19 protein-coding genes are annotated in these 24,751 nt (G+C 57.5%); 11 read left to right on the top strand and 8 right to left on the bottom strand.

The window, feature by feature from the left end; all coding sequences use genetic code 11:
* The first annotated feature begins 21 nt into the window (after positions 1 to 21).
* From ACR0B0_RS08185 to ACR0B0_RS08220, 8 genes are all read left to right on the top strand, one after another.
* Complete coding sequence (locus tag ACR0B0_RS08185; RefSeq protein WP_170349887.1) at positions 22 to 894, top strand: hypothetical protein; 873 nt, start codon at positions 22 to 24, stop codon at positions 892 to 894.
* A gap of 67 nt (positions 895 to 961) precedes the next feature.
* Complete coding sequence (locus ACR0B0_RS08190; RefSeq protein WP_480647248.1) at positions 962 to 3,004, top strand: dynamin family protein; 2,043 nt, start codon at positions 962 to 964, stop codon at positions 3,002 to 3,004.
* On the top strand, positions 3,001 to 4,287 hold the full coding sequence (locus ACR0B0_RS08195; RefSeq protein ID WP_480647249.1) for a dynamin family protein: 1,287 nt from the start codon (positions 3,001 to 3,003) through the stop codon (positions 4,285 to 4,287). Before ACR0B0_RS08190 ends, ACR0B0_RS08195 begins: the two co-directional genes overlap by 4 nt.
* Before the next feature lie 339 nt (positions 4,288 to 4,626).
* The gene (locus ACR0B0_RS08200) at positions 4,627 to 6,795 is read left to right on the top strand and encodes a serine/threonine protein kinase (protein ID WP_480647252.1); all 2,169 of its coding nucleotides are present in this window, start codon (positions 4,627 to 4,629) and stop codon (positions 6,793 to 6,795) included.
* Between the two features lie 208 nt (positions 6,796 to 7,003).
* Positions 7,004 to 8,035 (top strand): FHA domain-containing protein, encoded by a 1,032-nt coding sequence (locus ACR0B0_RS08205; protein ID WP_480647253.1) that lies wholly within the window; start codon positions 7,004 to 7,006, stop codon positions 8,033 to 8,035.
* Between the two features lie 3 nt (positions 8,036 to 8,038).
* A complete protein-coding gene (locus ACR0B0_RS08210) occupies positions 8,039 to 8,824 on the top strand; it encodes a PP2C family protein-serine/threonine phosphatase (RefSeq protein ID WP_170361723.1) in 786 nt (261 codons plus the stop codon).
* A gap of 22 nt (positions 8,825 to 8,846) precedes the next feature.
* Entirely contained in the window at positions 8,847 to 10,109 is a 1,263-nt protein-coding gene (locus ACR0B0_RS08215; protein WP_480647256.1) for a substrate-binding periplasmic protein, read from the top strand.
* Between the two features lie 44 nt (positions 10,110 to 10,153).
* Entirely contained in the window at positions 10,154 to 11,260 is a 1,107-nt protein-coding gene (locus tag ACR0B0_RS08220; protein ID WP_170349894.1) for a transporter substrate-binding domain-containing protein, read from the top strand.
* 284 nt (positions 11,261 to 11,544) lie between these two features.
* Here ACR0B0_RS08220 and ACR0B0_RS08225 read toward each other — a convergent pair whose 3' ends face one another.
* The 8 genes from ACR0B0_RS08225 to ACR0B0_RS08260 all read right to left on the bottom strand — a co-directional run bounded on the left by ACR0B0_RS08225 (position 11,545) and on the right by ACR0B0_RS08260 (position 21,459).
* Positions 11,545 to 13,758 carry an NADP-dependent isocitrate dehydrogenase gene (locus tag ACR0B0_RS08225; protein ID WP_480647258.1) on the bottom strand — a complete coding sequence of 738 codons (2,214 nt, stop codon included), beginning with the start codon at positions 13,756 to 13,758 and terminating at the stop codon, positions 11,545 to 11,547.
* Positions 13,759 to 13,988: 230 nt separating this feature from the next.
* Positions 13,989 to 15,158 (bottom strand): tetratricopeptide repeat protein, encoded by a 1,170-nt coding sequence (locus ACR0B0_RS08230; RefSeq protein WP_480647260.1) that lies wholly within the window; start codon positions 15,156 to 15,158, stop codon positions 13,989 to 13,991.
* A gap of 126 nt (positions 15,159 to 15,284) precedes the next feature.
* A complete protein-coding gene (locus ACR0B0_RS08235) occupies positions 15,285 to 16,310 on the bottom strand; it encodes a trans-3-hydroxy-L-proline dehydratase (protein WP_480647262.1) in 1,026 nt (341 codons plus the stop codon).
* Positions 16,311 to 16,319: 9 nt separating this feature from the next.
* Entirely contained in the window at positions 16,320 to 17,558 is a 1,239-nt protein-coding gene (locus tag ACR0B0_RS08240) for an NAD(P)/FAD-dependent oxidoreductase (protein WP_480647264.1), read from the bottom strand.
* Complete coding sequence (locus ACR0B0_RS08245) at positions 17,555 to 18,487, bottom strand: 4-hydroxyproline epimerase (protein ID WP_480647266.1); 933 nt, start codon at positions 18,485 to 18,487, stop codon at positions 17,555 to 17,557. The genes ACR0B0_RS08240 and ACR0B0_RS08245 overlap by 4 nt, the downstream gene beginning before the upstream one ends.
* Complete coding sequence (locus ACR0B0_RS08250; RefSeq protein ID WP_170349900.1) at positions 18,478 to 19,437, bottom strand: dihydrodipicolinate synthase family protein; 960 nt, start codon at positions 19,435 to 19,437, stop codon at positions 18,478 to 18,480. The genes ACR0B0_RS08245 and ACR0B0_RS08250 overlap by 10 nt, the downstream gene beginning before the upstream one ends.
* A 160-nt stretch (positions 19,438 to 19,597) precedes the next feature.
* Positions 19,598 to 20,656 (bottom strand): ABC transporter ATP-binding protein, encoded by a 1,059-nt coding sequence (locus tag ACR0B0_RS08255; RefSeq protein WP_170349901.1) that lies wholly within the window; start codon positions 20,654 to 20,656, stop codon positions 19,598 to 19,600.
* Positions 20,653 to 21,459 (bottom strand): IclR family transcriptional regulator, encoded by an 807-nt coding sequence (locus ACR0B0_RS08260; RefSeq protein WP_170349902.1) that lies wholly within the window; start codon positions 21,457 to 21,459, stop codon positions 20,653 to 20,655. Before ACR0B0_RS08260 ends, ACR0B0_RS08255 begins: the two co-directional genes overlap by 4 nt.
* A 141-nt stretch (positions 21,460 to 21,600) precedes the next feature.
* Here ACR0B0_RS08260 and ACR0B0_RS08265 point away from each other — a divergent pair, with 141 nt between their 5' ends.
* The 3 genes from ACR0B0_RS08265 to ACR0B0_RS08275 all read left to right on the top strand — a co-directional run bounded on the left by ACR0B0_RS08265 (position 21,601) and on the right by ACR0B0_RS08275 (position 24,731).
* Positions 21,601 to 22,860: an ABC transporter substrate-binding protein gene (locus ACR0B0_RS08265; protein WP_170361732.1), complete on the top strand. Its 1,260-nt coding sequence runs from the start codon at positions 21,601 to 21,603 to the stop codon at positions 22,858 to 22,860.
* A 97-nt stretch (positions 22,861 to 22,957) separates the two neighbouring features.
* Positions 22,958 to 23,881 (top strand): carbohydrate ABC transporter permease, encoded by a 924-nt coding sequence (locus tag ACR0B0_RS08270; protein ID WP_170349904.1) that lies wholly within the window; start codon positions 22,958 to 22,960, stop codon positions 23,879 to 23,881.
* A 1-nt stretch (position 23,882) separates the two neighbouring features.
* Positions 23,883 to 24,731: a carbohydrate ABC transporter permease gene (locus ACR0B0_RS08275; protein WP_170349905.1), complete on the top strand. Its 849-nt coding sequence runs from the start codon at positions 23,883 to 23,885 to the stop codon at positions 24,729 to 24,731.
* The last annotated feature ends 20 nt before the right edge of the window (positions 24,732 to 24,751 follow it).

Consider the following 24,751-nt stretch of genomic DNA (forward strand, 5'->3'; position numbering starts at 1 on the left):
GGACCAGAGGGGGGTCACGGCATGATGGACACGGACATACTTGATCTGCTCGACGATATCGGTCGCGCATCTGTCGCCCGCCTGAATCCGGCGGTGACCGTACCAGGCGAAACTGCCCAGGCGCGGCGCGAAAAGGTTTTGCGTACCATTCGCGGCACCATCCTGCCCCGTCGGTTGGAATTCACCGCCGCCAACGGCGATTGCCTGGCGATTGAGGTCAACAGCTCTCGGGTGACGGATGTGTTTCGCGTGCAATCCGGTATTGCCCCGGATTTCGAAACGGAATCGCGTGAGGATCTGGCCGTCAAACTGGCGCAGCTGGTCACGGACATCGCCTGTGCTCCTGCTCCGCTTGAGCTTGTTTCCCTGCAACCAGACACGGCGCTTGAGGCGGATGACGTTGGCATAACCTACAGCGAGATCGAAACCGCCTGTGAAAACATAGAAGTGCCGCCAGAGCCGGTTATTTCCATTGTTGCGGATGCCGACCCGAACGAAATAGCATCCGCCGATGAAGCTTTGGAAAGCAAAGAAAACGACACTCTTGCGCAGCGTTTCTATGACGGGTCCGAGCGGTTTGCACAGGGGCGTGTTCTGGCAGCCGGGGCCGACGGGGCAGCACTGCAAATGGCAGGTGATTGCCAAGAAAATGGATCATTACACCCCGATTCTGACCTGCTGGCCCTCTTTGCCCGCGATCTTGCTGGTTGGAATGGCGACAGCGCCGCCGTGATGGACCATCCGCAATTGATTGTCATGCGCCCTTCGGGTGGCAAAGACGCCGGGCTGGCAATCCTGAACGATGGTAAAAACCTGGCAATGGCCGTACACGAGGCGCGCAAGCTGGGTGCCGTCGTCAATCTGTGGACCAACCTGAAGAGGCCGGGCGGATGATTTCGGCCATAACATTCAATTTTTCGACTAATTCTATCCGTGATTACAAGTTACCAGGGTAAAGTTTATGAGTGAGAACAACCGTCGCGAGTTAATCCGTATTGCCGATGACATGAACGGCACCTCTAATGAAGAGACCCGCCAGTTCATTTCGCGCATTGTCAGCGACCTGACGAATCTGAAACCTTCGATTGCCTTTGTCGGGCAGATCAAGGCCGGCAAATCCCGTTTGATCAACGGCTTCACCGGGCAGGCCGAATACCTGCCGTCGGATGTGAACCCGTGGACGACGGTGATTACCGATATGCATTTCGGCCACCCATCGGGACGCACCGCAGGGGCCGAATTCCACTTTTTCGACAACCGCCAGTGGCAAGCGCTGATCGCCGAAGGCGAAGAGCTGCGCAACATGTTCCCCGATGACGAGGACAGCTATAAGCGCGAAATGATCGAAGAGCAGGTCGAGGCGATGAAAACCCGCGCCAAACTGCGTCTGGGTGAAAGCTATAAGCACTTGTTGGGTCAGCATCACGATCTGGATGACCTGAATTCAGACGATCTGGCGCGCTATGTCTGTGCCGGGGATGATCCAACCGAAGAGGGTGAGCACGACCCTGGATCAGATCGTGGTCTCTACAGCGACATCACCCGCAAGGCCGAAGTCTATTTCGACATCGGCCACTTCCCGTTCCCCCTAACGGTGACGGACACGCCGGGCGTCAATGACCCGCTTTTGATCCGTGAAGAAATCTCGCGCCAGTACCTCAAGGAATCCGACTTCTTTGTTGTGGTTCTGTCTGCGCATCAGGCCCTGTCGCGCGCCGATCTGAAACTGTTCCGCCTGATGCAGGCGTTGGAACTGGGTCAGATCGTAGTTTTCATTAACCGCGTCGACGAATTGGGCGGTGGAGCCGAAGATGCGGGCAAGGTCCGGGCCGATGTATTGGACGGTCTGGAAAAAGCACTTGGCAATTCGGATATCGATGTGCTGATGGGCAGCGCCCAGTGGGCGCATTATGCGCTGACCGGGGATGAAACAGGTATCAACCATGATGAAGTCCTGGCCTGGCTGCGCGCGCATCCGGAACAAATGAAGCAATATCTGGACGGGGTCGAAGAAATCAAACGCGGCTCGGGTCCGATCAGCCGCGAAGGCGTCTTGCGGTTTGCCGCTATGATCGCTTCGGGCTTGCCAGACCTGCGCCGTCACGTGACCAGTGCCCTGACAGAGGGGCCGCGCAATGAACAGTTGCGGATGGCGTGGCAGCACCTCAACAGTTTTGCCCATGGCGAGCTTGAGCGCAGCAAGGCCCATCTACGCGTCATCGAAGAAGAAATCAGCCCTGCCCCCGATAGCGGTGACGAGAACAGTAAGACGCTCGCCGACCTACGCACGCTGGTAACGCAAAAGACCTCGGAAATCGTCAATGACATGGACGATGTTCTGGCCAATCTGCGCGGCGTCATGGATGACACCGTGGCCGAGTCCGTCTCGGCCGTAGTTAGGGGTCCGAACGGCGATTCCCCCCTGCTTGCCAAGGGTGGGGATACCGAGCTGAACTTCACTCCGCTACGCGACCGTATGCGCGAACTGGTTCAGGGGGCCACGCAAGTGGTGCGACAGCGGATGCTGAGCGAATTGTACTCGATCGACATGCAAAGCAATGCCGCCCTGCGCGCCCTACCCGGCTGGCAGGACCCAAGCGACAACCGCATGAATACCAGTGCCGTGCGCTGGTTCCGCCCGGATACCACGGCACTGACCCGCGGCATTACCGTTGAACTGCGGGTCAGCTGGCTGTCGCGTCTGATTTCACGCAAAAGCGTTGTCGCCCGCGCCGAACGCATGATCGTTCAGGAATTCGAGATGATCGGCGACGATCTGGTGGACACCGCCCGCAGCGATTTGTTGGAACGCCTGAACACCGTTCTGGATCATTACCTGGCCTTGCTGGCCGGGCATCTTGAACATCGCACTGGAAGCGGCGAAACCAATGAGCGCAATGAAGCTCAAATGGCCTATGATCAGGCACAGCGCGTCGTGGCAGAACTAAGCGCCGTATTCGGTGCGGATGACGTAGACAAATTACTAGCAGAGGCGGCGGAATGATCGAATTTCCCGGAACCGAACAGGAAGTCAGACAACTTGAACGCTTTCTGAACGCGACCGAAAATGTGTCGGCCGATGAGGCCTTGGGCGATATGCGCGACCGTGCTCTGGCCCATGCCGAACGGCTGTCCAACGCGGTCAACATCGGTTTCGCCGGGGAATTCGGGGCTGGCAAGTCCAGCCTTGCCAACATGTTGGCCGGGGCCGATATCCTGCCCACCGGGCCACAACATCTGAAATTGCCACTGGTTATCGTGGCCTATTCCGAAACTCCGGAAACCACCGTGGGCTGGTGGGATCGTGAGCCCAAGGTTTACTCCGGCATCGCGCTGGAAAAAGCCGCCGCGGATGAACCCGATTTCATTTCGGTCGGGCTGAACACCCCTGCCCTGCAGGAAATCTCTTTGTTCGATCTGCCGGGAACCGGCGCGTTGGACGATAACTACAAAGAGACGCTCGATCTGCTGAAATTCGTCGATTGCGCGATCTGGTGTACCAACGGGACCAATGCCTGGCGTGAAACCGAACGGCATCTGTGGGTACAAGTTCCGCAAGAGCTGCGCGCCAATAGTCTGCTGGCCGTCACCCACACCGATCTGCCGCATGTCAGTGAAGCACTGGATCGGGTTCTGTCGCGGCTTAACAAGGAAAAGGGTGATTTGTTCCGCTCGGTCGTGCCTATTGGCACGCCGGTTGCTGTCCGCGCCATGGCGCAGGAGCCCGAGCCCGATTTTACCCTGTGGGAAACTTGTGGTGGCCAAAATCTGGCCGAACAGGTTTTGGAGATCGCATCCGCCCGCCGTCTGGCTGACCTTGAAGCCGCACAGGCAGACCTGAAACAGGACTTTCTGCCCTTTCTGGAAACGCTGGACCTGCCCGAGGTCGAGCCGCAGCCGGCCGACACTGCCTCGATGCATGCCACGCTGGAATCAGCGTTGCCGCCGCTTGAAAACCCGATCCTCGAGGACTGGCTGGCCGCAATTGCCAGCATCTACGAAGACCTGCGTGAATCGTCGGATATCGAACCGTCGGCCTTTTTGCATTCGTGTCAGGAAATCGTCGAAGATTTCGCCGAACGGTTAGAGCAAGGGGGCGAAATCGACCCCACTGCCGACTGGATCCCGGGCGAGTTCGAAAAGGCCACCGACCTTTTGTTGTTGTTGCAATTTGAAAGCGGTGACGCCCCCTTGAAGGACGCGATCAGCATTCTGGCGCAGCTCAGCGATAACCTTGCTTGGGCAGGCAGCCGAGTGGATTCGGCGCAGCCAAAAACCGGAACCTGAAAGCTTCTCGTTTAAATTGAGTCGCGATGCAGCGATTCGAATGCCCCAGAATCGCACCTAAAACTTTCTGACTCCGTTGACCAAGCGGAGACAAACAGTCGATCAGCTTGCATTTTGTGCAGGCTGATTTTCAACATTTAGAGATACTACCTCATCAAAATACAATATGTAGCATTGATCCGAAAACGGTCCATAGTGAAGCCATGAGGCGGCCCCAATAAAGTCAAATTTGAAACGTCTAACCGTCTTAAGTGTCCTGCGGTTGTGTTTGGTTGTGAGTTCGAGGGCGATTTAGCCCAGTTAAATAAACCGCAAAACGATCAGAACGGGCGGAAAGAAATGAGCCACAACCAGGCGGTCGGTGCATCGCACGACGAACCGAAAATTGAAGGACTTCAACCCGGCGCAAAACTACTGCGCGGTCAGTATGAAATCCTGCGTTTCCTAAGCAATGGCGGCTTTGGGATCACCTATTTGGCCCGCGACAGCCTAGAGCGTGACGTGGTGATCAAAGAGTGCTTTCCGGGTGCCTTGTGCCGTCGCAATGGCGACACGGTCGAACCCGCCGATCCTGACCACAAGGACGATCTGCGCGCCATCATTGATTTGTTCATTCAAGAGGCACGCAACCACGCGCGTCTGGTGCATCCCAATATCGTAGACGTCCACCAGGTCTTTGAAGACAACAACACCGCCTATATCGCGATGGATTTCATCAAGGGATGCGATCTGTTGGATTACGTTGAGAACTCCGACAACAAGGCCGGGCCGGATTTCATCGTACAGGTGACCGAAAGGATGTTGTCTGCGGTGTCCTTCATCCACCAAAGCGGCATGCTGCACCGGGATATCTCACCCGACAATATCCTGATCAACGAGAACGGCGATCCGGTGCTGATCGACTTCGGCGCCGCGCGCGAGCAAGCGGCACAGCAATCCGCGGCTCTGTTGACCCTGCGGGTTATCAAGGACGGTTATTCCCCCCACGAATTCTATGTGCGTGGCGCCGATCAAGGCCCCAGCAGTGACCTCTATGTGCTGGCCGCCACGCTGTATCACGCCATCAGCGGAGAACGCCCAATTGATGGTCAGACCCGCCTGAACGCATTCAACAATGACCAGGACGACCCATACTCTCCGTTGGCTGGGCAGTTCAAAGGCTACCCGGATGGGTTCCTTGAAGCGATCGACAAGGCGATGGAGGTTCACGTCACTGACCGCCTGCAAAGCGCGTTGGATTGGTTGCGCATGTTCCGCGGTCCGGGCGTGATGTTCGATACGTTCGACTATCGTCCGGTTTCCGTCATCGTTGCGATGGACCGTAAGGATGATGAGGTTGAAAAAGCCCGGATCAAAGCCGAAAGCGAAAACGCCGAGGCGGTGGTCACCGCACTACTGGCTGGCAACGCAGATCTGGCTCTGGGCAACGAAGATAAAGACGACGATGAACTGGCCAAGTTCACGTCCAAGGAAGACACGGCCGTCGCCGTTGACACTGTGGTTAAAAGTGGATCAGGCGGCAGCGGAAAACTGGTTGCGGGCATTGCCGTTGTTGTGGCCGGTCTGGCGGCGGGCGGATACTTCCTGATGACCAGCGAAAAACCGGAACCCGCGCAGGACATTGCAGTTGTGGCCGAACCCGCAACGACCGAGGCCACCACCCCAGCAACAACCCAGGTCGAAACTGAAACGGCAGCACCTGTCGAGCAGACTGCTGATACCGAAGCCCCTGTCGAGCAAGCGGCCAACACCGAACCTACGCCGGAACCAGTTGAACCGGCGCCCGTTACGGCAGAACCGACGCCAGAGCCTGTCGAGCAGACACAGGCCCCCTCGGCTGACACACAAGAGGCCCAAGCCCAGACAGCCGAACCTTCACCCGCGGTGGTTTCGTCGGGAACCCCTGCGGAAACGCAAGTTGCCTTCTCGCATTGGGATGTCGAGATTCCGTTCCAGTTCTCGCGACGTCGTGTATCCACCGGCAGCATCATCGCCGTTACCGGTGTTGACCCGGCACAAGACATGTCGGTGATCGGCGATTGGGTCACGCGCGGCGCTGCGATCTATACGCTGAATGGCAAACCCATCCGCGAGAACGCAAGCTTCGCCGCGCATGTTCTGGATGATCTGTCCGTTGATCCTGACGGGTATATCCGTGTGACCGCGCGTTATCGTCCGCTGGGCAAGACCTTGGCCCAGAACGGCTTGCTGGCCCTGCCTGCCATCCGTGTGATCGGTTTGGAAAACGGCATTGGCTTTACCGTCCGCAATGAAGACGGTCAGGGCTGGAAGGCGACTGTAACGAGCACCCCCACCGACACGGCGGGAAGCCTTCGGGCTGGTGACGTTCTAATCTCGGAAGCGCAAACCGGGGCCATCCTGAACGAAGAAGAAAGCCTGGATGCCCTGCTGAAAGCTCTGGTTTCGGACAATCTCACGCAGGCCCGACTGACCGTGCTGCGCAACGGGGCCGAAGCTGAGGCCGTGATGCAGCTAGCGCAGGAGTAATCTGACCGGTTCGAAAGTGATCTGCCGCAAAGTGAAAACGAAGGGTGGTGCCTGGAAATCCGCCACCCTGACGGGGACCGGCCCGTCGCGGCAGATAAAAATTGGTTTGATTTCCAAATTGTAAGTGCCGTTGTGCCGATGCGCGCAGAGGTGAGTAGCAGCCCCGCAGGACGAAAACCCTGTGTCAAAAAGCAAAGGTGTCGACACCATGTTCAAATATAAAAGCCCTCTCAGCCGGCTTCTCGAAGGTGCCGGCAAACCTAAAGAAGCAGAAACCGAAGTAGAAGTGGTCGCGGAAGAAGCCGCAGAGCCCGAGGCGGAAAAACCCCAGCCGATTGCGGATTTCAACGCACTGCGTAACGCGCTGGCCGGTGGCAACATGTCGTCGGAATCCTACGAAGAAGCTGACGAACTGATCCCCGAAAAGGACATGCCTGAGTTTTCCGACGAGCCGGAAGAAGATGCCTCGGATGACGTCGTGGTGACCGAAGTGGTCGAAGAGGCCGAGGATAACATCTTCGAAACGCCCGAAACCCAGCCCGAACCAGAAGAGCCGGTTGTAACCCTGCACATCGCCACCGACGAAGAGGTCGAGACGGAAGAAACCGCACAGGCCGAGGAGCCGCAGGAAGAGGCCATTCTTGAGGTTGTTGTTGAAACACTTGAGACCGCTCAGCCCGAGCCGGTTGAACCTGCGCAACCCGAACCAGTCGCTGAAATCGCGCCTGAACCAGAAATTACACCGGAACCGCCTCAGCCGGTTCAAGCGCCCGCCTCCGAGGACCGCCGTGGTCGCGTCAAGACCACGTTCCTTGGATTTGAGCGCGCCGACACGCACGTTCAGGAGATGATCGAAAGCGCAGAACCGGTAGCCAAGACCGAGACTGCGCAGGAAACCTTCCCTGTGGGTTGGCTGGTCGTAACCGCCGGACCGGGTCGTGGATCCTGCATCACCCTGACTGAGGGGCTGATGCAGATTGGTCGCAACGACGACCAGGCTATTCAACTGGACTTTGGCGACACCGGTATTTCACGCAGTAATCATGCGGTGATCGCCTATGATCCCGAAGACCGCAAATGCTATCTGGGTCACGGCGGCAAAGCCAACCTGGTCCGTCTGAACGGCAAACCGGTGCTGAGTACTGTTGCGCTGTCCAGTGGCGACCTGATCCGGATCAGCGAAACCTCAGTTCGATTTGCCGCCTTTTGCGATGACGGCTTTGACTGGCGGGATGCTTAATAGATGCTGGCGCAACCGGCATATGACATTGCTCTGATCCTGGAACAGGGTCAGCGCGACTCGCAGGAAGACGCGATCGCGGCGCGCATGTTCGATGCGGCCAATGCCAGCTATGTCGTCGTCGCCGACGGCATGGGTGGTCATGCGGCAGGCGAAGTCGCCTCGGAACTTGTGATTGCCGCCTGGCGCGAGGCCCTGGACGCTGAGCTTGAGAGCAATACCCCGACCGAAAGCGCGATAATCGACGCGTTGCCCTTGGCTGCCATGCAAGCCAATGCCGCAATTGCCGCGCGCTGCGAGGAAAACGGCGAGGGCCTCAACATGGGGTCTACCCTTTTGGGGGTGCTGTTGCTGGAACAGCGCGTGTTCTGGATTTCGATCGGCGACAGCCCGTTGTACCTGTTCCGCGACGGGGTGCTGCGCCAGATCAACGAAGATCACTCCATGGCTCCGGTCATTGACGCGCAGGTGGCCCAAGGCACTCTGACAGAGGCTGAAGCGCAGGTTCACCCGGATCGCAACCAATTGACATCAGTGGTCATGGGGGCCGAAATCCCCAAGGTCGATTGCCCGGAAGAGCCGCTGCACCTGACTGCAGCAGATGTGTTGATCCTGGGCAGTGACGGGCTGCAGTTCCTCAGCGACGCGGAAATTCAGACCATTGTGCAAGCCAACGCGCATGCATGGGCGCAGGACATCGCCGAAGCATTGTTGCAGGCGCTTCACGCCAAGTTTGACCCCGATCAGGACAATGCCTCGATCGGTGTTGTGAAATTAACAAGAAACTAACCAAGGCAAAGATACAGGACCCATGAAAACCCATCTGTTCATATCCAGCCTGGCACTTGCTGCCGCGGCCGGAACCGCCTCGGCGCAAGAGGCGTGCTCAACCTACGAAATCCAATCAGGCGACAGCCTGCGCGAATTGACGATCAATGTGTATTCGACCGAGGATTTCCGCATCATCTTTGACGCCAACCGCGACGTGATCGGCAATAACCCGAACATCATCCGCGTGGGCGACGTGCTGACCCTGCCCTGTCTGGAAGATATCGGGCGTGCGCGGGAAGTTCCGCAAACAGAAGCAGAAGCCATGGCAGCCGAGATGGCGGCCGAACTGGTCGCAGCAGCCGAAAAGCGGGCAGCTAAAGCAATAGCCGAGGCCGAAGCCCGCGTAGCAGAAGCCGAGGCCGAAGCTAAAAAGACCAGCGAGGACGCGGTGGTTGCAGCCAAAGCCGCGGCCCGCGAAGAAATCGAAGCCGCCCGCGCCGAGGGTGCCGCACTGATCCGCGACGCGGATGGCGGGATCCGCCCCGATATTCGAGATCGCCAGTTGCTGCTGATCACCGGCGGCAACTATGCGCCGTTCACAGATGAGGCCCTGCCCCATCGCGGCCTTTATACAAATCTGGTGGAAACTGCGATGCTTCGGGCCGCGCCCGAGCAAGCCTACAAGATCCAGTTCGTCAACGACTGGTCCTCGCATCTGGACCTGCTGATGCCGACACTGGCCTTTGACGGCACCTTCCCCTGGTCGCGCCCCAATTGCGAAACGGCCGAAGCCCTCTCGGAAAATGACCGCGCGCGGTGCGAGACTTACAATTTCTCGAACCCGTTCTATGAGGTTGTGGACACCTTCTTTGCCCGCGAAGGCTCGGGCTATGAACAGACGCTGACCTATGCCGATTTTGCGGGCACCACGATCTGCCGCCCCGAGGGTTGGTCACTGTCGCATATGGATGCAGTGGGTCTTTATGAACCGGCGATCACGCTGATGCGCCCGGTGTCACCGGATGATTGCTTTCACGCGGTTATGGAAGGCACCGCCGACATCGTCGCGATCGAAGCTCACTTGGCCGTCGGTGCAATCAGCCGCCTGGGCTATGAGCATCGCATTCTCGAAAACCCCAACCTGGCGGCGATCAAGTCGCTTAACGTCATGACCCACAAAGATAATCCGGATGGGGAAGCGATCCTTGAGACGCTCAACCAGGGTCTGGCAATCATGCAGCAATCTGGCGAATGGCGTGACATCGTTTCGACCGCTCTGCGTCATCAAATGGAAAATGGCTAAGGCCTCAACCGGCCTGACAACTAAAAAGTCTGGAGGAAGTGGACATGTTTGAATTCAACCTGAAGAAAGTCGCGCTGTCGGCAACAGCCGTCACCGCCCTGAGCGCCGGAGCCGCCGCCGCACAAGAAGCCTGCACCAACTATACCGTCGCGGATGGCGACACGATGGCCACGATCGCCATCGCGGCCTATGGCACGTCGAACTATCAGCCGATCTTTAACGCGAACCGCAACCTGATCACCAACCCGAACGATCTGGCCCCTGGTCTGGTTCTTGCGCTGCCTTGTGAAGATGGCAGCCTGCCGAACGGTCAATCCGCTCAGGAAGTTATTGCGGCCGAGGAACAGCGTGCGGCAAGCGTCAAGCGTTCGAATGTCTATGCGCCGCCGATCAAGATGGTCGCGGGCAACGGATGGGAGCCATTTACAACTGAAACCCTGAACGGTGGCGGTATTATGACCCGTCTGGCAACAACCAGCCTTCAGCGTGCGGGCAACCAGCGCGAATACTCGGTCAGCTTTGTTGATGACTGGAGCTCGCACCTGGACACCCTGTTGCCGCTTGGGGCGTTTGACATCTCGATCGCATGGACCGTTCCGGACTGCACTAACCGCTCGTATGAGTGGTCTGAAGCTACCGAAGCCCGCTGCACGCAGTTTGTCGCATCAGTTCCTGTCTATGACATCGTGGGTGGCTTCTTCACACTGCCGGAAAGCGACTATGCAAGTGCGACTTCTTTCAAGGACCTTGAAGGCTCGACCATCTGCCGCATGGCAGGCTGGAGCATGGTGGTGCTTGAAGAGCAAGGCTTGAACCACAACAACACAACCGTGGTCCAGCCCAATACAGCCCGTGAGTGTCTGGATGCCGTATTGACCGGCACCGCAGATGTGGCGGCATTCGAAGTGGATCTGTTCGCATCGACAATGAATGACATGGGCTTGACCTCGGCTGACATCGTTGAAAACCCGTATGTATCCACCTTGTCCTCGATGAGCTTCCTCGCGCACCGCACCAACCCGTTCGCACGCGAATACATTGCGATGATGAACAAAGGCCTGATTGAGATGCGTGAGTCCGGCGAGTGGTACGCGATCATCTCGGATACCCTGCGTGAGCAGAACGAAAAGCTGAACGCAGCGTCGAACTGATCTTTTAGTTCACCTGAAACCCTTGGGGCCGGTCTTAGGACCGGCCTTTTTTGGTTTCTGGTACCGCTATTCGGTCAAATTCTTGGGGTTCAAATGCGGAGCCTACGGGAATCCCCTAATACCCGGAATAGCTCAGAGTGATATTCTGAAATCAACTATACCGGAGAGGTGCAGCCTCCCCACTCACTCAAAAAAGGGCCGACTTTTGGGGGTCGGCCCTTTTTTCTATTTTGATCTCTATTTTTCAGCGAAAAAGCCACGCCTAAAGGCGTGACTTCCGGCGATCAGCCGATGATCGCATTCAAGGTTGCGCTGGGGCGCATCACAGCAGCGGCCTTGGCCGGGTCGGTGTGATAGTAGCCACCAAGATCGGCGGGAGCACCTTGCGCAGCGGCCAGCTCGCCCAGGATCTGACCTTCCTTATCGGCCAACTCTTTGGCGATTGGCGCAAATTCGGCCGCAAGGTCTGCATCGTCGGACTGCGCCGCCAGTGCCTCGGCCCAATAGCGCGCAAACCAATAGTGGCTGTCGCGGTTGTCGGGCTGGCCAACTTTACGGCTGGGCGACTTGTTGTTGTCCAGAATACCCTGCGTCGCCGCCTCGGCCGCGGCACCCAGAACACCTGCCTTGGCGTTGCCTTTGCTGTCGGCCAGGAAGTTCAGCGATTCACCCAACGCGCAGAACTCACCCATCGAGTCCCAACGCAGGTGGTTTTCCTCAACCAGCTGCTGCACGTGTTTCGGAGCCGAGCCACCAGCACCGGTTTCAAACAGGCCACCGCCGTTCATCAGCTTGACGATGGACAGCATCTTGGCCGAGGTGCCCAGTTCCAAGATCGGGAACAAGTCGGTCAGGTAATCCCGCAACACATTGCCGGTGATGGCGATCGAATCCTTGCCAGCGGTGATCGTTTGCAAGCTTTGCTGGGTCGCTTCGCGCGGGGCCATGATCAGGAACTTATCCGCCACGCCAGCGGCCTCAAGCGCCGGTTTCACGTATTTGATCAGCTCTGCATCGTGGGCGCGGTTTGCGTCCAGCCAGAAGATCGCCTCGGAACCTGTCAGACGCTGGCGGTCCAATGCCAGCTGAATCCAGTTTTCGATCGGAGCTTTCTTGACGGTGCAAGCGCGCCAGATATCGCCAGCCTCCACCTCATGTGACAGCAGGACGTCACCGTTAGCCAGCGCGATGCGGATCACGCCATCAGCAGGCGCTTCGAACGTGGTCGGATGCGAGCCGTATTCTTCGGCTTTCTGCGCCATTAGGCCAACGTTGGCGACAGCACCGGCTGTGGCCGGGTTCAGCGCGCCATTGGCTTTGAAGAAGTTAATCGCCTCATCATAAACACCGGCATAACAGCGGTCAGGGATCACACAGTTGGTGTCACCCTTGGCGCCAGTCTCATCCCAACCCTTGCCGCCCGCGCGGATCACTGCGGGCATCGAGGCGTCGATGATCACATCCGACGGTACGTGCAGGTTGGTAATGCCCTTGTCGCTGTCGACCATATACATGGACGGACGGTCAGCTTTCAGGGCGTCAATGGCGGCGACAATCTCGGCGTTGCCTTTGACGCGGTCCAGCAGATCACCCAGGCCCGAGTTCGGGTTCACACCCAAAGCATCCAGCTCAGCGCCATATTTTTCGAACACCGGCGCCAACCAGGCTTTGACGGCATAGCCAAAGATGATCGGGTCCGACACTTTCATCATGGTCGCCTTCATATGAAGCGAGAACATGGTGCCGTCTTTCTTGGTGTCCTCAATAGCTTCGGTCAGGAAGGCAGACAGGGCTTTGACCGACATAAAGGTGGCATCCGCCACGGTGCCTTCGTCCAGCGGCCAGCTGTCTTTCAGGACAGTCACGCTGCCATCTTTGCCGACGAATTCGATCTTTGCATCGCCCGCTTGTGCCGCGGTTATGGTGGCCGATTTTTCGTTGGCATAAAAGTCATTGCCGGACATCGACGACACTTTGGTCTTGCTGTCAGCGGCCCATTCTCCCATCGAATGCGGGTTTTTCTGGGCATAATTCTTGACGGCCTTCGCGGCGCGACGATCGCTGTTGCCTTCGCGCAGAACCGGGTTCACGGCCGAACCCTTGATGGCGTCATACCGCGCGCGGATCGCCTTTTCCTCTTCGGTCGAAGGCTCTTCGGGGTAGTTCGGGATATCATAGCCCTGTGATTGCAGTTCTTCGATGGCCGCAACCAATTGCGGGACCGAGGCCGAGATGTTCGGCAGCTTGATCACGTTGGCCTCGGGCGTTTTCACCAGTTCACCCAACGCGGCCAGATCATCGGTGATGCGCTGTTCGTCGGTCAGGTTTTCGGGGAAGGTCGAAAGAATACGTCCTGCCAGCGAAATATCCTTGGTTCCAACACTGATACCCGCGGCGCCGGCGAATTTGCGAATGATGGGCAGGAAGGACGCGCTGGCCAGCTCGGGCGCTTCGTCTACAATGGTATACAATATATCGAAGTTCGATTTTTCTGCCATATTCTTTTACCTTTTTTCAGCCTTTCGGGGCGTGCGATCCAAGAGTAGCGCCACATCTGTGTGGCTGGTACTGAGGCGCGGGAATCCAAGCGCCCCAATGGTGACTCTGATTTGACAGGGTCTCCCTTAAATCAGGTTTGCCTTGGGATCAATCGTCTAGTGGGGGCGCAAATTGACACGGGGTTGAGAAATCCCGAGGTTGCTTAAACATTCAGCCGTTTAGCTTAGCCTTACTTAACTTTTACCAAATCATGCGGCACTGTGCTGACGGAGCGAAACTTTAGGGGCTCGATCAATCTGCCCGCATGTAAAACGTAGTCAGAAATCGCTTTATTAAGATGCTCAGGTGACCCGTCATACGCTTGGAGTGGAACTGATATTCCTTGCTTGCCGAAGGAATCCAATATCGCTTTTCGTCCTTTGTATCCAAACGATGGCAGAGCATTTTCTAGCTCTGACACCGCCAAGTCCGGTCGTCCCATAACCGCATAGAGATGGCCTCGGAGCATCATTTCTTCTTTATTTCTCCACAAATACCATCCGACGGCATTGTAGAACCACCGTTTTATGAAAATGCCTTTCATTGTGTCATCATCTTCATGCTGATATGCAGCAAGCTTCTGAACGTATTCTATCCCCTTCTTTTCATCACCAATCTCAAGGTGCACGCGGGCCTGTAGCAGCAGCACTGTCCCAATGTCGGACGTCAACCGATCAATTTCTGACACAGCTGCCAACGCGCCAAGGTAATCACTGGTGTAGCTAAGGTGGTATTCCACAAGCAGTTCGTAGGCCCAAATCTGTTCTGGCCAACGCATTGACGCCTGATCCAAGAACGTCTTGACCGCATCTTTTCCGTCTTCTTGATTTAGCAAATAGGCAATTGCATAACCGCTTTTTCGGCTATCAGACTTAATATCAAGCACCCGCTCATATCCCAAAACAGCTTCAGCAAATCTTCCTTGTTTTTCATCAATTTCCGACTTTCCAAGCAACGCATTCGTGTTGTTTGGATCTATCAACAGTGTTTTTGCGTAGTCGGCTACAGCCGCTTCGCTGTTTCCCAGAGCGTCCAAAGCCATAGCGCGTCTCAGAAACGCAGTCGCGTTTTTGGATCGTAAAGCCAGAGCCTGATTATAATCCGCAATGGCGTTCTCATATTGGCGATCACAGTAGAAGGCCCAACCACGTGCCCCCAGTAGCGTGCTTTGATACGCCGGAGTGAGCCCCTCAACCTCCATCAACGTTGTACACGCGCCGGTTACATGGGACGTGCTGCCTTTATTACCCAGACATGCTGCAGTCAGCTCTGCGTGTTCCGCGTCAAGTTTGGACGGTGAATTACTCGACAGCAGCAATGCCGTAATCACAACGATCAGGGCAGCAAGGCGTATATGCATCAAGGCTCCATTGGGTCAGAGATACTCACCTTTAAGTGGTGATCTTCGACCTATTCTCAAGATGCCTAAGCCGTCAACCTGCTGTAAGTGAAACATAAAAACCACACGCGCAACCTTGGCGATCAATCACACGCCCCACGTGTCACTCAACCGGTATCCCCCGGGCCAGGGGTCACCTGGGTCCAGCATGTGCTGGTGGATGCCGGTGATCCAACCACGGCCGCTGATCTCGGGGGTGATGGCCGGGCGGTCGCCGACGCGGGTTTCGGCGACAATCCGACCGGTAAAGTGAGAACCGATGATCGAAACTGCATCGAACGTCTGCCCGACCGTCATCTGCCCCTTTGCCGCCATCAACGCCATACGCGCCGAGACCGCCGTACCGGTGGGTGATCTGTCGACCTTGCCCGGCTGGATGGCCACTGCGGACTTGCCCGTCAGGCCGGTTTCGGTGGTCTCAAGCGGGCCGCAAAAGGCGCAGAATGAGATGTGGTTCCAATCCGGGTTCTCGGGATGGGCAAAGCCAAGCTGTTCGTTGGCGGCATTCGTGATCGCCACACCCATGCGCGCAATGTCGCGGGCCTCATTTTCAACAATCTCGATCCCAAGTGCGGCGGCGTCGACCACCACAAAGCTGTCGCCGCCATAGGCCGTGTCCACGGTCAACCTACCAACGCCGGGAACCTCCAACGGCACTGCGATCCTGTCGGCGAAACTTGGCAGGTTCTGCACGTGAATACGCTGGGCCTTGCTGTCCCGGCATTCTGCGCGGACCCGGACCAATCCGCCCGGCGCCTCAAGCGTCATATAGGTTTCGGGTTCCTGCATCGGGATGATCCCGCCATCCAGCAGCACCGTCGACACGCAGATCGAGTTCGATCCCGACATGGGCGGCGTGTCTTCGGGCTCCATGATGATAAAGGCGGCGTCCGCCTCGGGGTGTTTGGGTGGCACTAACAGATTGACATGGCGAAACACGCCGCCGCGGGGTTCGTTCAATACAAAATTGCGCAGGGTCTGATCCCGGGCGATGAACGCGCGCTGTTCCCACAGGGTTTCTCCGGGCGATGGCTGGACCCCGCCGACAATGACATCCCCCACCTCACCTTCTGCATGGGCCGAAATCACGTGAATGGTTTTGATGCTGCGCATGTCTTGTCCTTAGAACCGGGTGGCGGAAAAAGGGGTTAGGGAAATCTGAGAAGGTTGACCGTCAATCAAAGCTCCGACTAATTCAGCCGTTCCTGCCGATTGCGTCAGACCCAGATGACCGTGGCCAAAGGCATAAATGACGTCCGGCGCGTTCGGCGAGGCTCCGATCACCGGCAGACTGTCTGGCAGGGATGGGCGGAACCCCATCCACTGCGATCCCCCATCGGTGTTCAATCCGGGCAGGAATTGCACCGCTTTTTTCAGCAACGCGTCCGCTCGTTTGTAATTCGGCGGAAGGGTCAGCCCACCCAATTCAACCGCTCCGCCGATCCGAACGCCGCCATTGATCCGCGTGGCGACAAACCCGTGGCCCGCAAATGTCAGATGCATGCGCAGGTCAAACGCACCAGCAGGAAGGGTAGTGTTGTAGCCACGTTCAGTCTCAAGCGGAATCGCGTCGCCCAGTGTCCACGCAAGGTGATGCGACCATGCGCCAGCACACAGAACCACCTTGGCTGCCTTTTTCTCACCGTCAGACAGTGCGATCCGAACGCCGCCTTCATCAGCAGTCAGCCCGCGCGTGTCATGAATTTCAATCTGCCCTCCGCGATCGCGAAAGGTCTGGGCCAGATGCGCAACCCATTTCTTTGGGTCGACAGTGTTCATCCAGTTCGGCGTGAACCCTGCATGGGTAAAACGGGGGCTCAGGCCGGGTTGTTTTTCGGCAAGTGCCTCGCGACTGTCCAGCAGTTCGAAATCGATCCCATGTTGGCGCCGCAGCTCCCACTCGGGCAGGCTGGCGCGGAACTCGGCCTCGCTTTCGTACAGCTGCATTTGTCCGTCACGCCGCATCATCGCTTCGCCGTTCACCGAAGTAACCAAACGGTCCAAAGCCGCGCAGGACAAGTCCATCAGACGCGCCTGCGCGCGCAGGTGGTCTTGATACCGTCCCGGTCGGCTGGCCCGCCAAAACCGGTACATCCACGGCGCGATTTTCAGTGCATAAGCAGGTGGTACGGACAGCGGCCCCAGCGGGTCCAGAAGCCATTTAGGTGCCTTGTGCATAATCCCTGGCTTTGCCAGAGGTTCGACCTCGGAAAAGGCAAACGCGCCTGCGTTCCCGGCCGAGGCCTGTGCTGCAACACCCTCACGATCCAGAACCAGAACGCGATGGCCCCGGCGCTGCAACTCAAGCGCGGTTGTGATGCCGATCACGCCAGCGCCGATCACGACGACCCGCGAGGTCATAGGTTGATGCCCGCCTTGAAGGGGTCATTGTCCCCAAAGATTAGCGTCGCCTCGGCCATAATATGGGCCCGCCCGGTTATCGACGGGATGACTCCACCATTCGTGCCGGGCTGATAGGACAGGTGATAGGCGCTGCCGATGACGCTATGTTGCACAATCTCTTCGCCGGGTTTCAGCACCCCATCAGCGGCCAGACAGGCCAGACGCGCGGAACTGCCGGTGCCACAGGGGGACCGGTCATAATTGTCGTCCGGGCACAGCACAAAGTTGCGACCATGGACCGTCGGATTATCCGAAGCGTCCTGAAAGATCACATGGTCAATCGGTTCACCCTGTTCTCCGCCAATCCCTTGCGCAATCGAGGCCTCTCGGATCGCAACGGTCATATCGGTCAGCTGAGGGATATTTTCGGTTTCCACCGGTATCGGGCTGGGATCGACAATAAAGAACCAGTTGCCGCCATAAGCCACATCGCCGGTCACCGCGCCATAACCCGGCACATCCAGCGTCACCCCGCGATGCACCCGGCGGCTTTCGATATTCGTGACGGTGACAGTGTTGGCGTCGTGCAGGTCGACCGTCACGATCCCAGCAGGCGTTTCAATGCGATGTTGTCCAACACCGATCCGCCCCAGATGGGCCAACGTGACGGTTAGCCCGATGGTTCCGTGACCGCACATGCCCAGCACGGCATCCACGTCAAAATAGATCACGCCAGTCACACAGGTCGGATCAACCGGCTCGACCAGCAGCGCGCCAACCATGGCAGGCTGACCGCGCGGCTCTAACATGATCGAGCGATAGAACTCCTCATAGTCTGTCGCCAACCGGTGGGCGCGTTCGCCCAACGGGCCGGAACCCAAATCGGGTGCGCCACTTAGGATAACCCGTGTGGGTTCGCCCCCGGTGTGGCTGTCGATCACATGCATTCAGCGATTACTCCGCCCTGTTTGGACCAGTCGGCGAACCATGTGCGGAATAGGTCATATTGCTGTTCGCAATAGTTGCGCTGCGCACCTGTCAACTCGTCCGTTTCATTGAAGTGCAGACGGTATTCCTGTTCCCCGTTCAGCACCAGAAGATGCTTGTAATACAGCACCAGGTCCGGACCTTCGTCAAAGCTGGACAGCACATGGATCGCCTCGGTCAGCTCTCGCGCGCGCTGGCGGGCCTCGGCATGGCCTTGGGCCGCCTTTTTGGACAACCCGGCCAGCAACAATGCCTCACGCGGCAAGGCGGTGCCTATCCCGGTGATCGAGCCCGTCGCGCCGCAATTGACAAAGCCATGATAAACCTCGGTATCCACGCCAACCATCAGGGTGACCTGATCATCCTGACTGGTGATGTTCTCGGCCGCATAACGCAGATCTTCCTTGCCGCCGAATTCCTTGAATCCGATTAGGTTTGGATGCTCGGAGCGCAAGGCAAAAAACAGGTCTGCCCGCGTGGCGAATCCGTAATACGGGCTGTTGTAGATGATCGCGGGCACATCCGGCGCGGCGGTCAGGATCGCCTGGAAATGGTTCTTTTGCGCTGCCGGAGAGCTGCCACGCGACAACACGCGCGGGATCACCATCAGGCCAACCGCCCCAACCTTTTGCGCATGGGCCGCATGGGCCACAGCAGATTTTGTATTGATGGCCCCGGTCCCGACCACCACGGGCAACCCTGCATCGATCAACCGTTCAACACCCTCCATCCGCTGTGCGTCTGTCAACAACGGCCAATCCCCCATCGAGCCGCAATAGACCACCGCTGACATTCCCGCGTCGATCATCTGCTTTCCCTTACGCACCAGCGCGTCGAAATCAGGCGTGCGATCAGCCTTACAGGGGGTCATAAGAGCAGGCATGGTGCCGGTGAAAACATTGGTCGTCATCGAAGTTTTCCTTCCAAAAGGCAACGTAGAGGCGGGTTGAATTCACCCTTTTGACTCGCCATAACGGATATTGGATACAAAATCCAGAAAATTTACGACTGACAAAAAACGCACCAGATCACAGAGACCGGTGCGTTTTGCTTCACTCAGGATCTTGCGATTACCGGAACCGTTGCCCGGTTTCAGGATCGAATAGCATTGCACGATCTGACCGCACGGTGATACCGATACGCTCGCCTTGCCTGCTACGCTGGTCTTCGCGCTCTTCAATGATCAGCTTGTCGCCATTGGGGGTCAACAGATAGGTATAACTTACCCCACCAAGCGCTTCGGTCAGATCAACGGCGCAGGTTTCGGCTGCACGATCAACTTCGATATGTTCGGGGCGGATGCCCAGGGTCACCTTGTTCAGACCCGCAGGTACATTGGCCGTCACCTCCAACGGTGCGCTAAGGGCGGGATGCGAGACTTTACCGTCCGCAAAATCACACTCCAGAAAATTCATCGCGGGCGAGCCGATGAACCCCGCAACAAAGCGGTTGTCCGGGTCGCGATACAGATCCATCGGCGCGCCGACCTGTTCAATCCGGCCGTCCCGCAATACCACGATCTTGTCGGCCATGGTCATCGCCTCGACCTGATCATGGGTCACATAGATCATCGTTGCGCCGATCTCATTGTGCAGCCGCGCGATCTCCACCCGCATCTCGACACGCAATTCAGCGTCGAGGTTAGACAGAGGTTCGTCGAACAAAAACACCTCGGGTCCCCGCACGATGGCGCGGCCAATGGCAACCCGCTGACGCTGACCGCCAGACAGGGCCTTGGGCTTACGCTTGAGGTACTGATCCAGCTTCAGGATATTCGACGCCTGCTGAACCTTTTGGTCGATCTCGGATTTGGCGACCCCGTTCATACGCAGACCAAAGCCCATGTTCTCGGCCACAGTCATATGCGGATACAGAGCGTAAGTCTGAAACACCATCGCCACGCCGCGCTTGGCCGGATCCATATGGGTTACGTCTCGCGCACCAATATTAATCTGACCCTCGGTCGTCTCTTCAAGCCCCGCGATCATGCGCAGCAAAGTGGATTTGCCGCAGCCAGAGGGGCCAACGAAAACACAGAACTCACCATCTTCGATGTCCAGATCAATACCGTGGATTACCTGCGTCTCGCCATATCGCTTGATCGCCTGGTTCAGAGTAACTCCGGTCATGTCGCTTGCATCCTGTTGTTGTCGGCGCTTTGGCGGGTCTCGGGGAACCGCCAGGCCTGTGCTTCGGCTCCGATCTGTTCGGCCACTCGGCGAACACGGGGAATCCAGGTTTCCAATTGTTCGAAATTCATCCGCTCGGTCGATCCGGTGACCGAAATTGCCCCCAGCATCCGCCCGCCCGACGTCAGAATCGGACAAGCGATGCAAATAATGCCCGGCTCGTGTTCTTCATCGTCGATGGCATAGCCGCGACTGCGGATCAGGTCGAGGTCAGCGCGCAGCGCCGCCTCAGAGGTCAGGGTTTTATCCGTGAATCGGTGATAGCTCTGCTGAGAAACGGCGCGCTCCAGCGCGACCTCATCCAAATAGGCCATCATCGCCTTACCGACGCCGGTACAATAGGCCGGGCCGACCTTGCCCGCCTGCGAATACATCTCGATCGGTTGCGCGGCGTTGCGCTTGTCGACGTACAGAACCTGACTGGCATCCAGCTGCGCCAGATGCACCGTTTCCCCAGTCTCTGCGCTCAAAGCATCCAGAAACGGCCGCGCTATCGGCGCCAATGAGCTTTGTGTCCAGGCCGAATGCGCAAGCCGCACCAGCCGCAAACCGGGCGTATAGGTTTGCCGATCAGGGTCATATGACAACATGCCCTGATTGGTCAGCGTTTGCAGAAACCGATAGAGCGTAGCCTTGGGGAAATCGCTGCTCTCCAACAGTTCCGCAAATCGGACCGGGCGCGCAAAAGCCGCCACCTGATCCAGCACCTCACATGCTTTTCCTATTGTTCCGTCACCTGCCACTGGCGTCTGTTCTCCTCCTATTGACCCATCGCCATCTTCACGAGGGTCTTGACAAGACTAACCGAGTCGATGTGTAGTTTTCAATATATAAAACACGGTTTCATTATTTGAAACTTAAAATGGAAGCTAAGGGAGGAAACCATGCATTCCATGTTCAAGCGTACTGCGGTGGCGCTGGCGGCCAGTGCGGCACTTGCCGCGCCCGTAGCAGCCGAACTGTCCGGCGAGCTGCGAATCTTCCTCGACACATCGAACCCGGCGCCCCGCGCGACGATGGAAGCGATGATCGATCGGTTCGCGCAACAGCATCCGGGGCTCGAGATTGAAACTACCGTGATCGACCGCGAGGCGTATAAGACTCAGATCCGCAACTTCCTTACGGCGGACACACCGGACGTTGCGACATGGTATGCAGCCAACCGGATGAAGCCCTATGTTGAGGCCGGCCTGTTCGAAGACGTGTCCGATCTTTGGGCCGAACCCGAGATCGCAGACAATCTCGCCTCGACCAAAGGCGCGATGACCCTTGATGGTAAGCAATGGGGCGTGCCCTATACCTACTATCAATGGGGCGTTTACTACCGCAAAGACATCTTTGATGAGCTGGGCCTGACTGAGCCGACCACCTGGGAAGAAGAGCTGGTCAACTGTCAGAAGATCGTCGATTCCGGTCGCGCCTGTTACACCATCGGCACCAAGTTCCTTTGGACTGCCGGTGGCTGGTTCGACTACCTGAACATGCGCACAAACGGCTTCGACTTCCACAACCAACTTGCCAATGGCGAAATCAGCTGGGAAGACGACCGGGTCAAGCAAACCTTCGCCAACTGGAAACAGCTGATCGACATGGGTGCGTTCATCGACAACCACCAGACCTATAGCTGGCAAGAGGCCCTACCCTTCATGGTCAACGGCGAGGCCGCGGCGTATCTGATGGGCAACTTCGCCGTCGCTCCGCTGCGCGAGGCCGGGCTGACCGATGATCAACTGGATTTCTACCAGTTCGTTGCCATCAACCCTGACGTTGAACTGGCCGAGGACGCGCCGACCGACACGTTCCACATCCCGGCCAATGCATCGAACAAGGAAGCCGCACGTGAGTTCCTGCGCTTCGTTGTATCCGCGGATGAACAGTCCCAGATCAACAACGGCGCCAATCTCGGCCAACTGCCAGTGAACGCGCAATCAACCGTGGATGACGACAAGTTCCTGCTACAGGGTTTCGAGATGCTGTCGTCGAACAGCCCCGGTGGCGTGGCGCAGTTCTGGGATCGTGACGCGCCGGCTGAAATGGCCAAGGTGTCAATGGAAGGGTTTCAGGAATTCATGGTCAAGCCGGACAATGCCGACCGCATCCTTGCGAAACTGGAACGCGCACGTCAGCGCATCTACGACAACTGAACCGGTCGGGTCGGGCGAAAGCCCGGCCTGCACCTCAATCCGCGTAAGACGGGTGGCAACCCGTCTTACTCAACCTACCTAAAACCCGAGTTTGCTCATGTCAGCCGTCGACGTCCCAGAACAGGAAAGCTGGTTCCACAGAAACCAACAACGCATTGCGCCCTGGCTGTTTCTGGCCCCGGGCCTGCTGTTCTTCATGGTTTATGTGATCATCCCGGTGTTCCAGTCCTTCAACCTGTCCCTCTATGAATGGGATGGACTTGGGGCGGCTGAATATGTGGGCTTTCGCAACTATGAAGACCTCTATTGGGAATGGGTTGACCGGGATGCATTCTATACCTCGTTGAAAAACAACCTGATCTGGCTGATCCTCTATCTGGCCGCCATCCCGGCGGGCCTGTTCATCGCGCTGCTCTTGAACCAGACGGTCTGGGGCATCCGCCTGTACAAATCACTGTTTTTCTTCCCCTTCGTTATTTCTCAGGTCGTCGTCGGCCTCGTTTTTACGTGGTTCTATGACCCGACCTTCGGCCTGCTCAATGAATTCCTCGGTCTGTTCGGCATCGAGCCGCTGAACGTGCTAGGGGATGAACGCTTTGTCACCTATGGCATCATCTTTGCCGGTCTGTGGCCGCAAACGGCCTATTGCATGATCCTGTACCTGACCGGCCTGAATGCCGTGGACCCCGAACAGATCGAGGCCGGGCGTCTGGACGGCGCCAAGGGCCTGCGGATGTTATGGCACATCATCCTGCCGCAACTGCGCCCCGCCACGTTCATCGCCTTTGTCGTGACCATCATCGGCGCGCTGCGCAGCTTCGATCTGATTTCAATCATGACCCAGGGCGGCCCGTTCGGATCATCCCGCGTGCTGGCCTATTACATGTTCGAGGTCGCCCTGTCCGAATACGGCTTCCGTATGGGATATGGTGCCGCCATCGCTGTGATCCTGTTCCTGATCATGCTCTGCTTCATCGCCTACTTCCTGTGGTCGATGTATCGCGAAGAAAAGGGGCACTGAGATGTTTCCCAAACCTATCGAAAAACAATCCCGCGCGGCGCAAATCAGCTATCAGGCTATGCTGCCTTTGGCTTTGCTGTTGTGGCTGGGGCCGTTGTTGGCGGTCGCCCTGTTCTCGGTCAAACCGGCTGCGGACTTCACCAACGCGAACTATTGGGGCATGCCGTCCAGCTTTGAGGGCGCGTTCAACTATGGGCAGGTCTTCTTTAATTCAGACATGCCACGGTATCTGCTGAACTCGTTCCTGATCACCATCCCGACGGTGGTCGGGTGTGTCGCGCTCAGTACGATGACCGGGTTCGCGCTGGGGATCTACAAGTTCAAATCGAACATCTGGATATTCTTCATGTTCGTGGCAGGCAATTTCGTGCCGTTTCAAATTCTGATGGTGCCGGTTCGTGACCTGACCCTGCAATTGGGTCTCTACAACACCAAAACCGGGCTCGTGCTGTTCCACATCGCCTTCCAGACTGGGTTCTGCACCCTGTTCATGCGCAACTTCATCCGCGCGCTGCCCTTTGAACTGATCGAGGCCGCCCGCGTCGAAGGCATCAGCGAATGGCGCATCTTCTGGTACGTGGTCCTGCCGCTGATGAAACCGGCCATCGCCGCGCTCAGCGTGCTGATCTTCACCTTCATCTGGAACGACTATTTCTGGGCTGTGGTTCTGACCCAAGGCGCTGAAAGCCAACCCGTCACCGCAGGGATCACCAGCTTCAACGCCCAATTCCGGGCCGCCTATCAGTTGATGAGCGCCGGCTCCATCGTCGCGGCCTTACCGCCGGTGGCCATGTTCTTCCTCATGCAGAAACACTTCATTGCGGGCCTGACCCTCGGTGCCGTAAAATAACGTCAAACCAGAGGTTTGCC

The sequence above is a fragment of the Ruegeria sp. BA12 genome (genome assembly GCF_056539625.1).

What these genes read in the sequence shown, in the direction of transcription:
- ACR0B0_RS08190 (WP_480647248.1), top strand. Translation starts at nt 962, where the DNA reads ATGAGTGAGAACAACCGTCGCGAGTTAATCCGTATTGCCGATGACATG.
- ACR0B0_RS08230 (WP_480647260.1), bottom strand. Translation starts at nt 15,158, where the DNA reads ATGCATATACGCCTTGCTGCCCTGATCGTTGTGATTACGGCATTGCTG.
- ACR0B0_RS08210 (WP_170361723.1), top strand. Translation starts at nt 8,039, where the DNA reads ATGCTGGCGCAACCGGCATATGACATTGCTCTGATCCTGGAACAGGGT.
- ACR0B0_RS08225 (WP_480647258.1), bottom strand. Translation starts at nt 13,758, where the DNA reads ATGGCAGAAAAATCGAACTTCGATATATTGTATACCATTGTAGACGAA.
- ACR0B0_RS08250 (WP_170349900.1), bottom strand. Translation starts at nt 19,437, where the DNA reads ATGACGACCAATGTTTTCACCGGCACCATGCCTGCTCTTATGACCCCC.
- ACR0B0_RS08200 (WP_480647252.1), top strand. Translation starts at nt 4,627, where the DNA reads ATGAGCCACAACCAGGCGGTCGGTGCATCGCACGACGAACCGAAAATT.
- ACR0B0_RS08245 (WP_480647266.1), bottom strand. Translation starts at nt 18,487, where the DNA reads ATGCATGTGATCGACAGCCACACCGGGGGCGAACCCACACGGGTTATC.
- ACR0B0_RS08235 (WP_480647262.1), bottom strand. Translation starts at nt 16,310, where the DNA reads ATGCGCAGCATCAAAACCATTCACGTGATTTCGGCCCATGCAGAAGGT.
- ACR0B0_RS08265 (WP_170361732.1), top strand. Translation starts at nt 21,601, where the DNA reads ATGCATTCCATGTTCAAGCGTACTGCGGTGGCGCTGGCGGCCAGTGCG.
- ACR0B0_RS08255 (WP_170349901.1), bottom strand. Translation starts at nt 20,656, where the DNA reads ATGACCGGAGTTACTCTGAACCAGGCGATCAAGCGATATGGCGAGACG.
- ACR0B0_RS08215 (WP_480647256.1), top strand. Translation starts at nt 8,847, where the DNA reads ATGAAAACCCATCTGTTCATATCCAGCCTGGCACTTGCTGCCGCGGCC.
- ACR0B0_RS08185 (WP_170349887.1), top strand. Translation starts at nt 22, where the DNA reads ATGATGGACACGGACATACTTGATCTGCTCGACGATATCGGTCGCGCA.
- ACR0B0_RS08275 (WP_170349905.1), top strand. Translation starts at nt 23,883, where the DNA reads ATGTTTCCCAAACCTATCGAAAAACAATCCCGCGCGGCGCAAATCAGC.
- ACR0B0_RS08205 (WP_480647253.1), top strand. Translation starts at nt 7,004, where the DNA reads ATGTTCAAATATAAAAGCCCTCTCAGCCGGCTTCTCGAAGGTGCCGGC.
- ACR0B0_RS08220 (WP_170349894.1), top strand. Translation starts at nt 10,154, where the DNA reads ATGTTTGAATTCAACCTGAAGAAAGTCGCGCTGTCGGCAACAGCCGTC.
- ACR0B0_RS08195 (WP_480647249.1), top strand. Translation starts at nt 3,001, where the DNA reads ATGATCGAATTTCCCGGAACCGAACAGGAAGTCAGACAACTTGAACGC.
- ACR0B0_RS08240 (WP_480647264.1), bottom strand. Translation starts at nt 17,558, where the DNA reads ATGACCTCGCGGGTCGTCGTGATCGGCGCTGGCGTGATCGGCATCACA.
- ACR0B0_RS08270 (WP_170349904.1), top strand. Translation starts at nt 22,958, where the DNA reads ATGTCAGCCGTCGACGTCCCAGAACAGGAAAGCTGGTTCCACAGAAAC.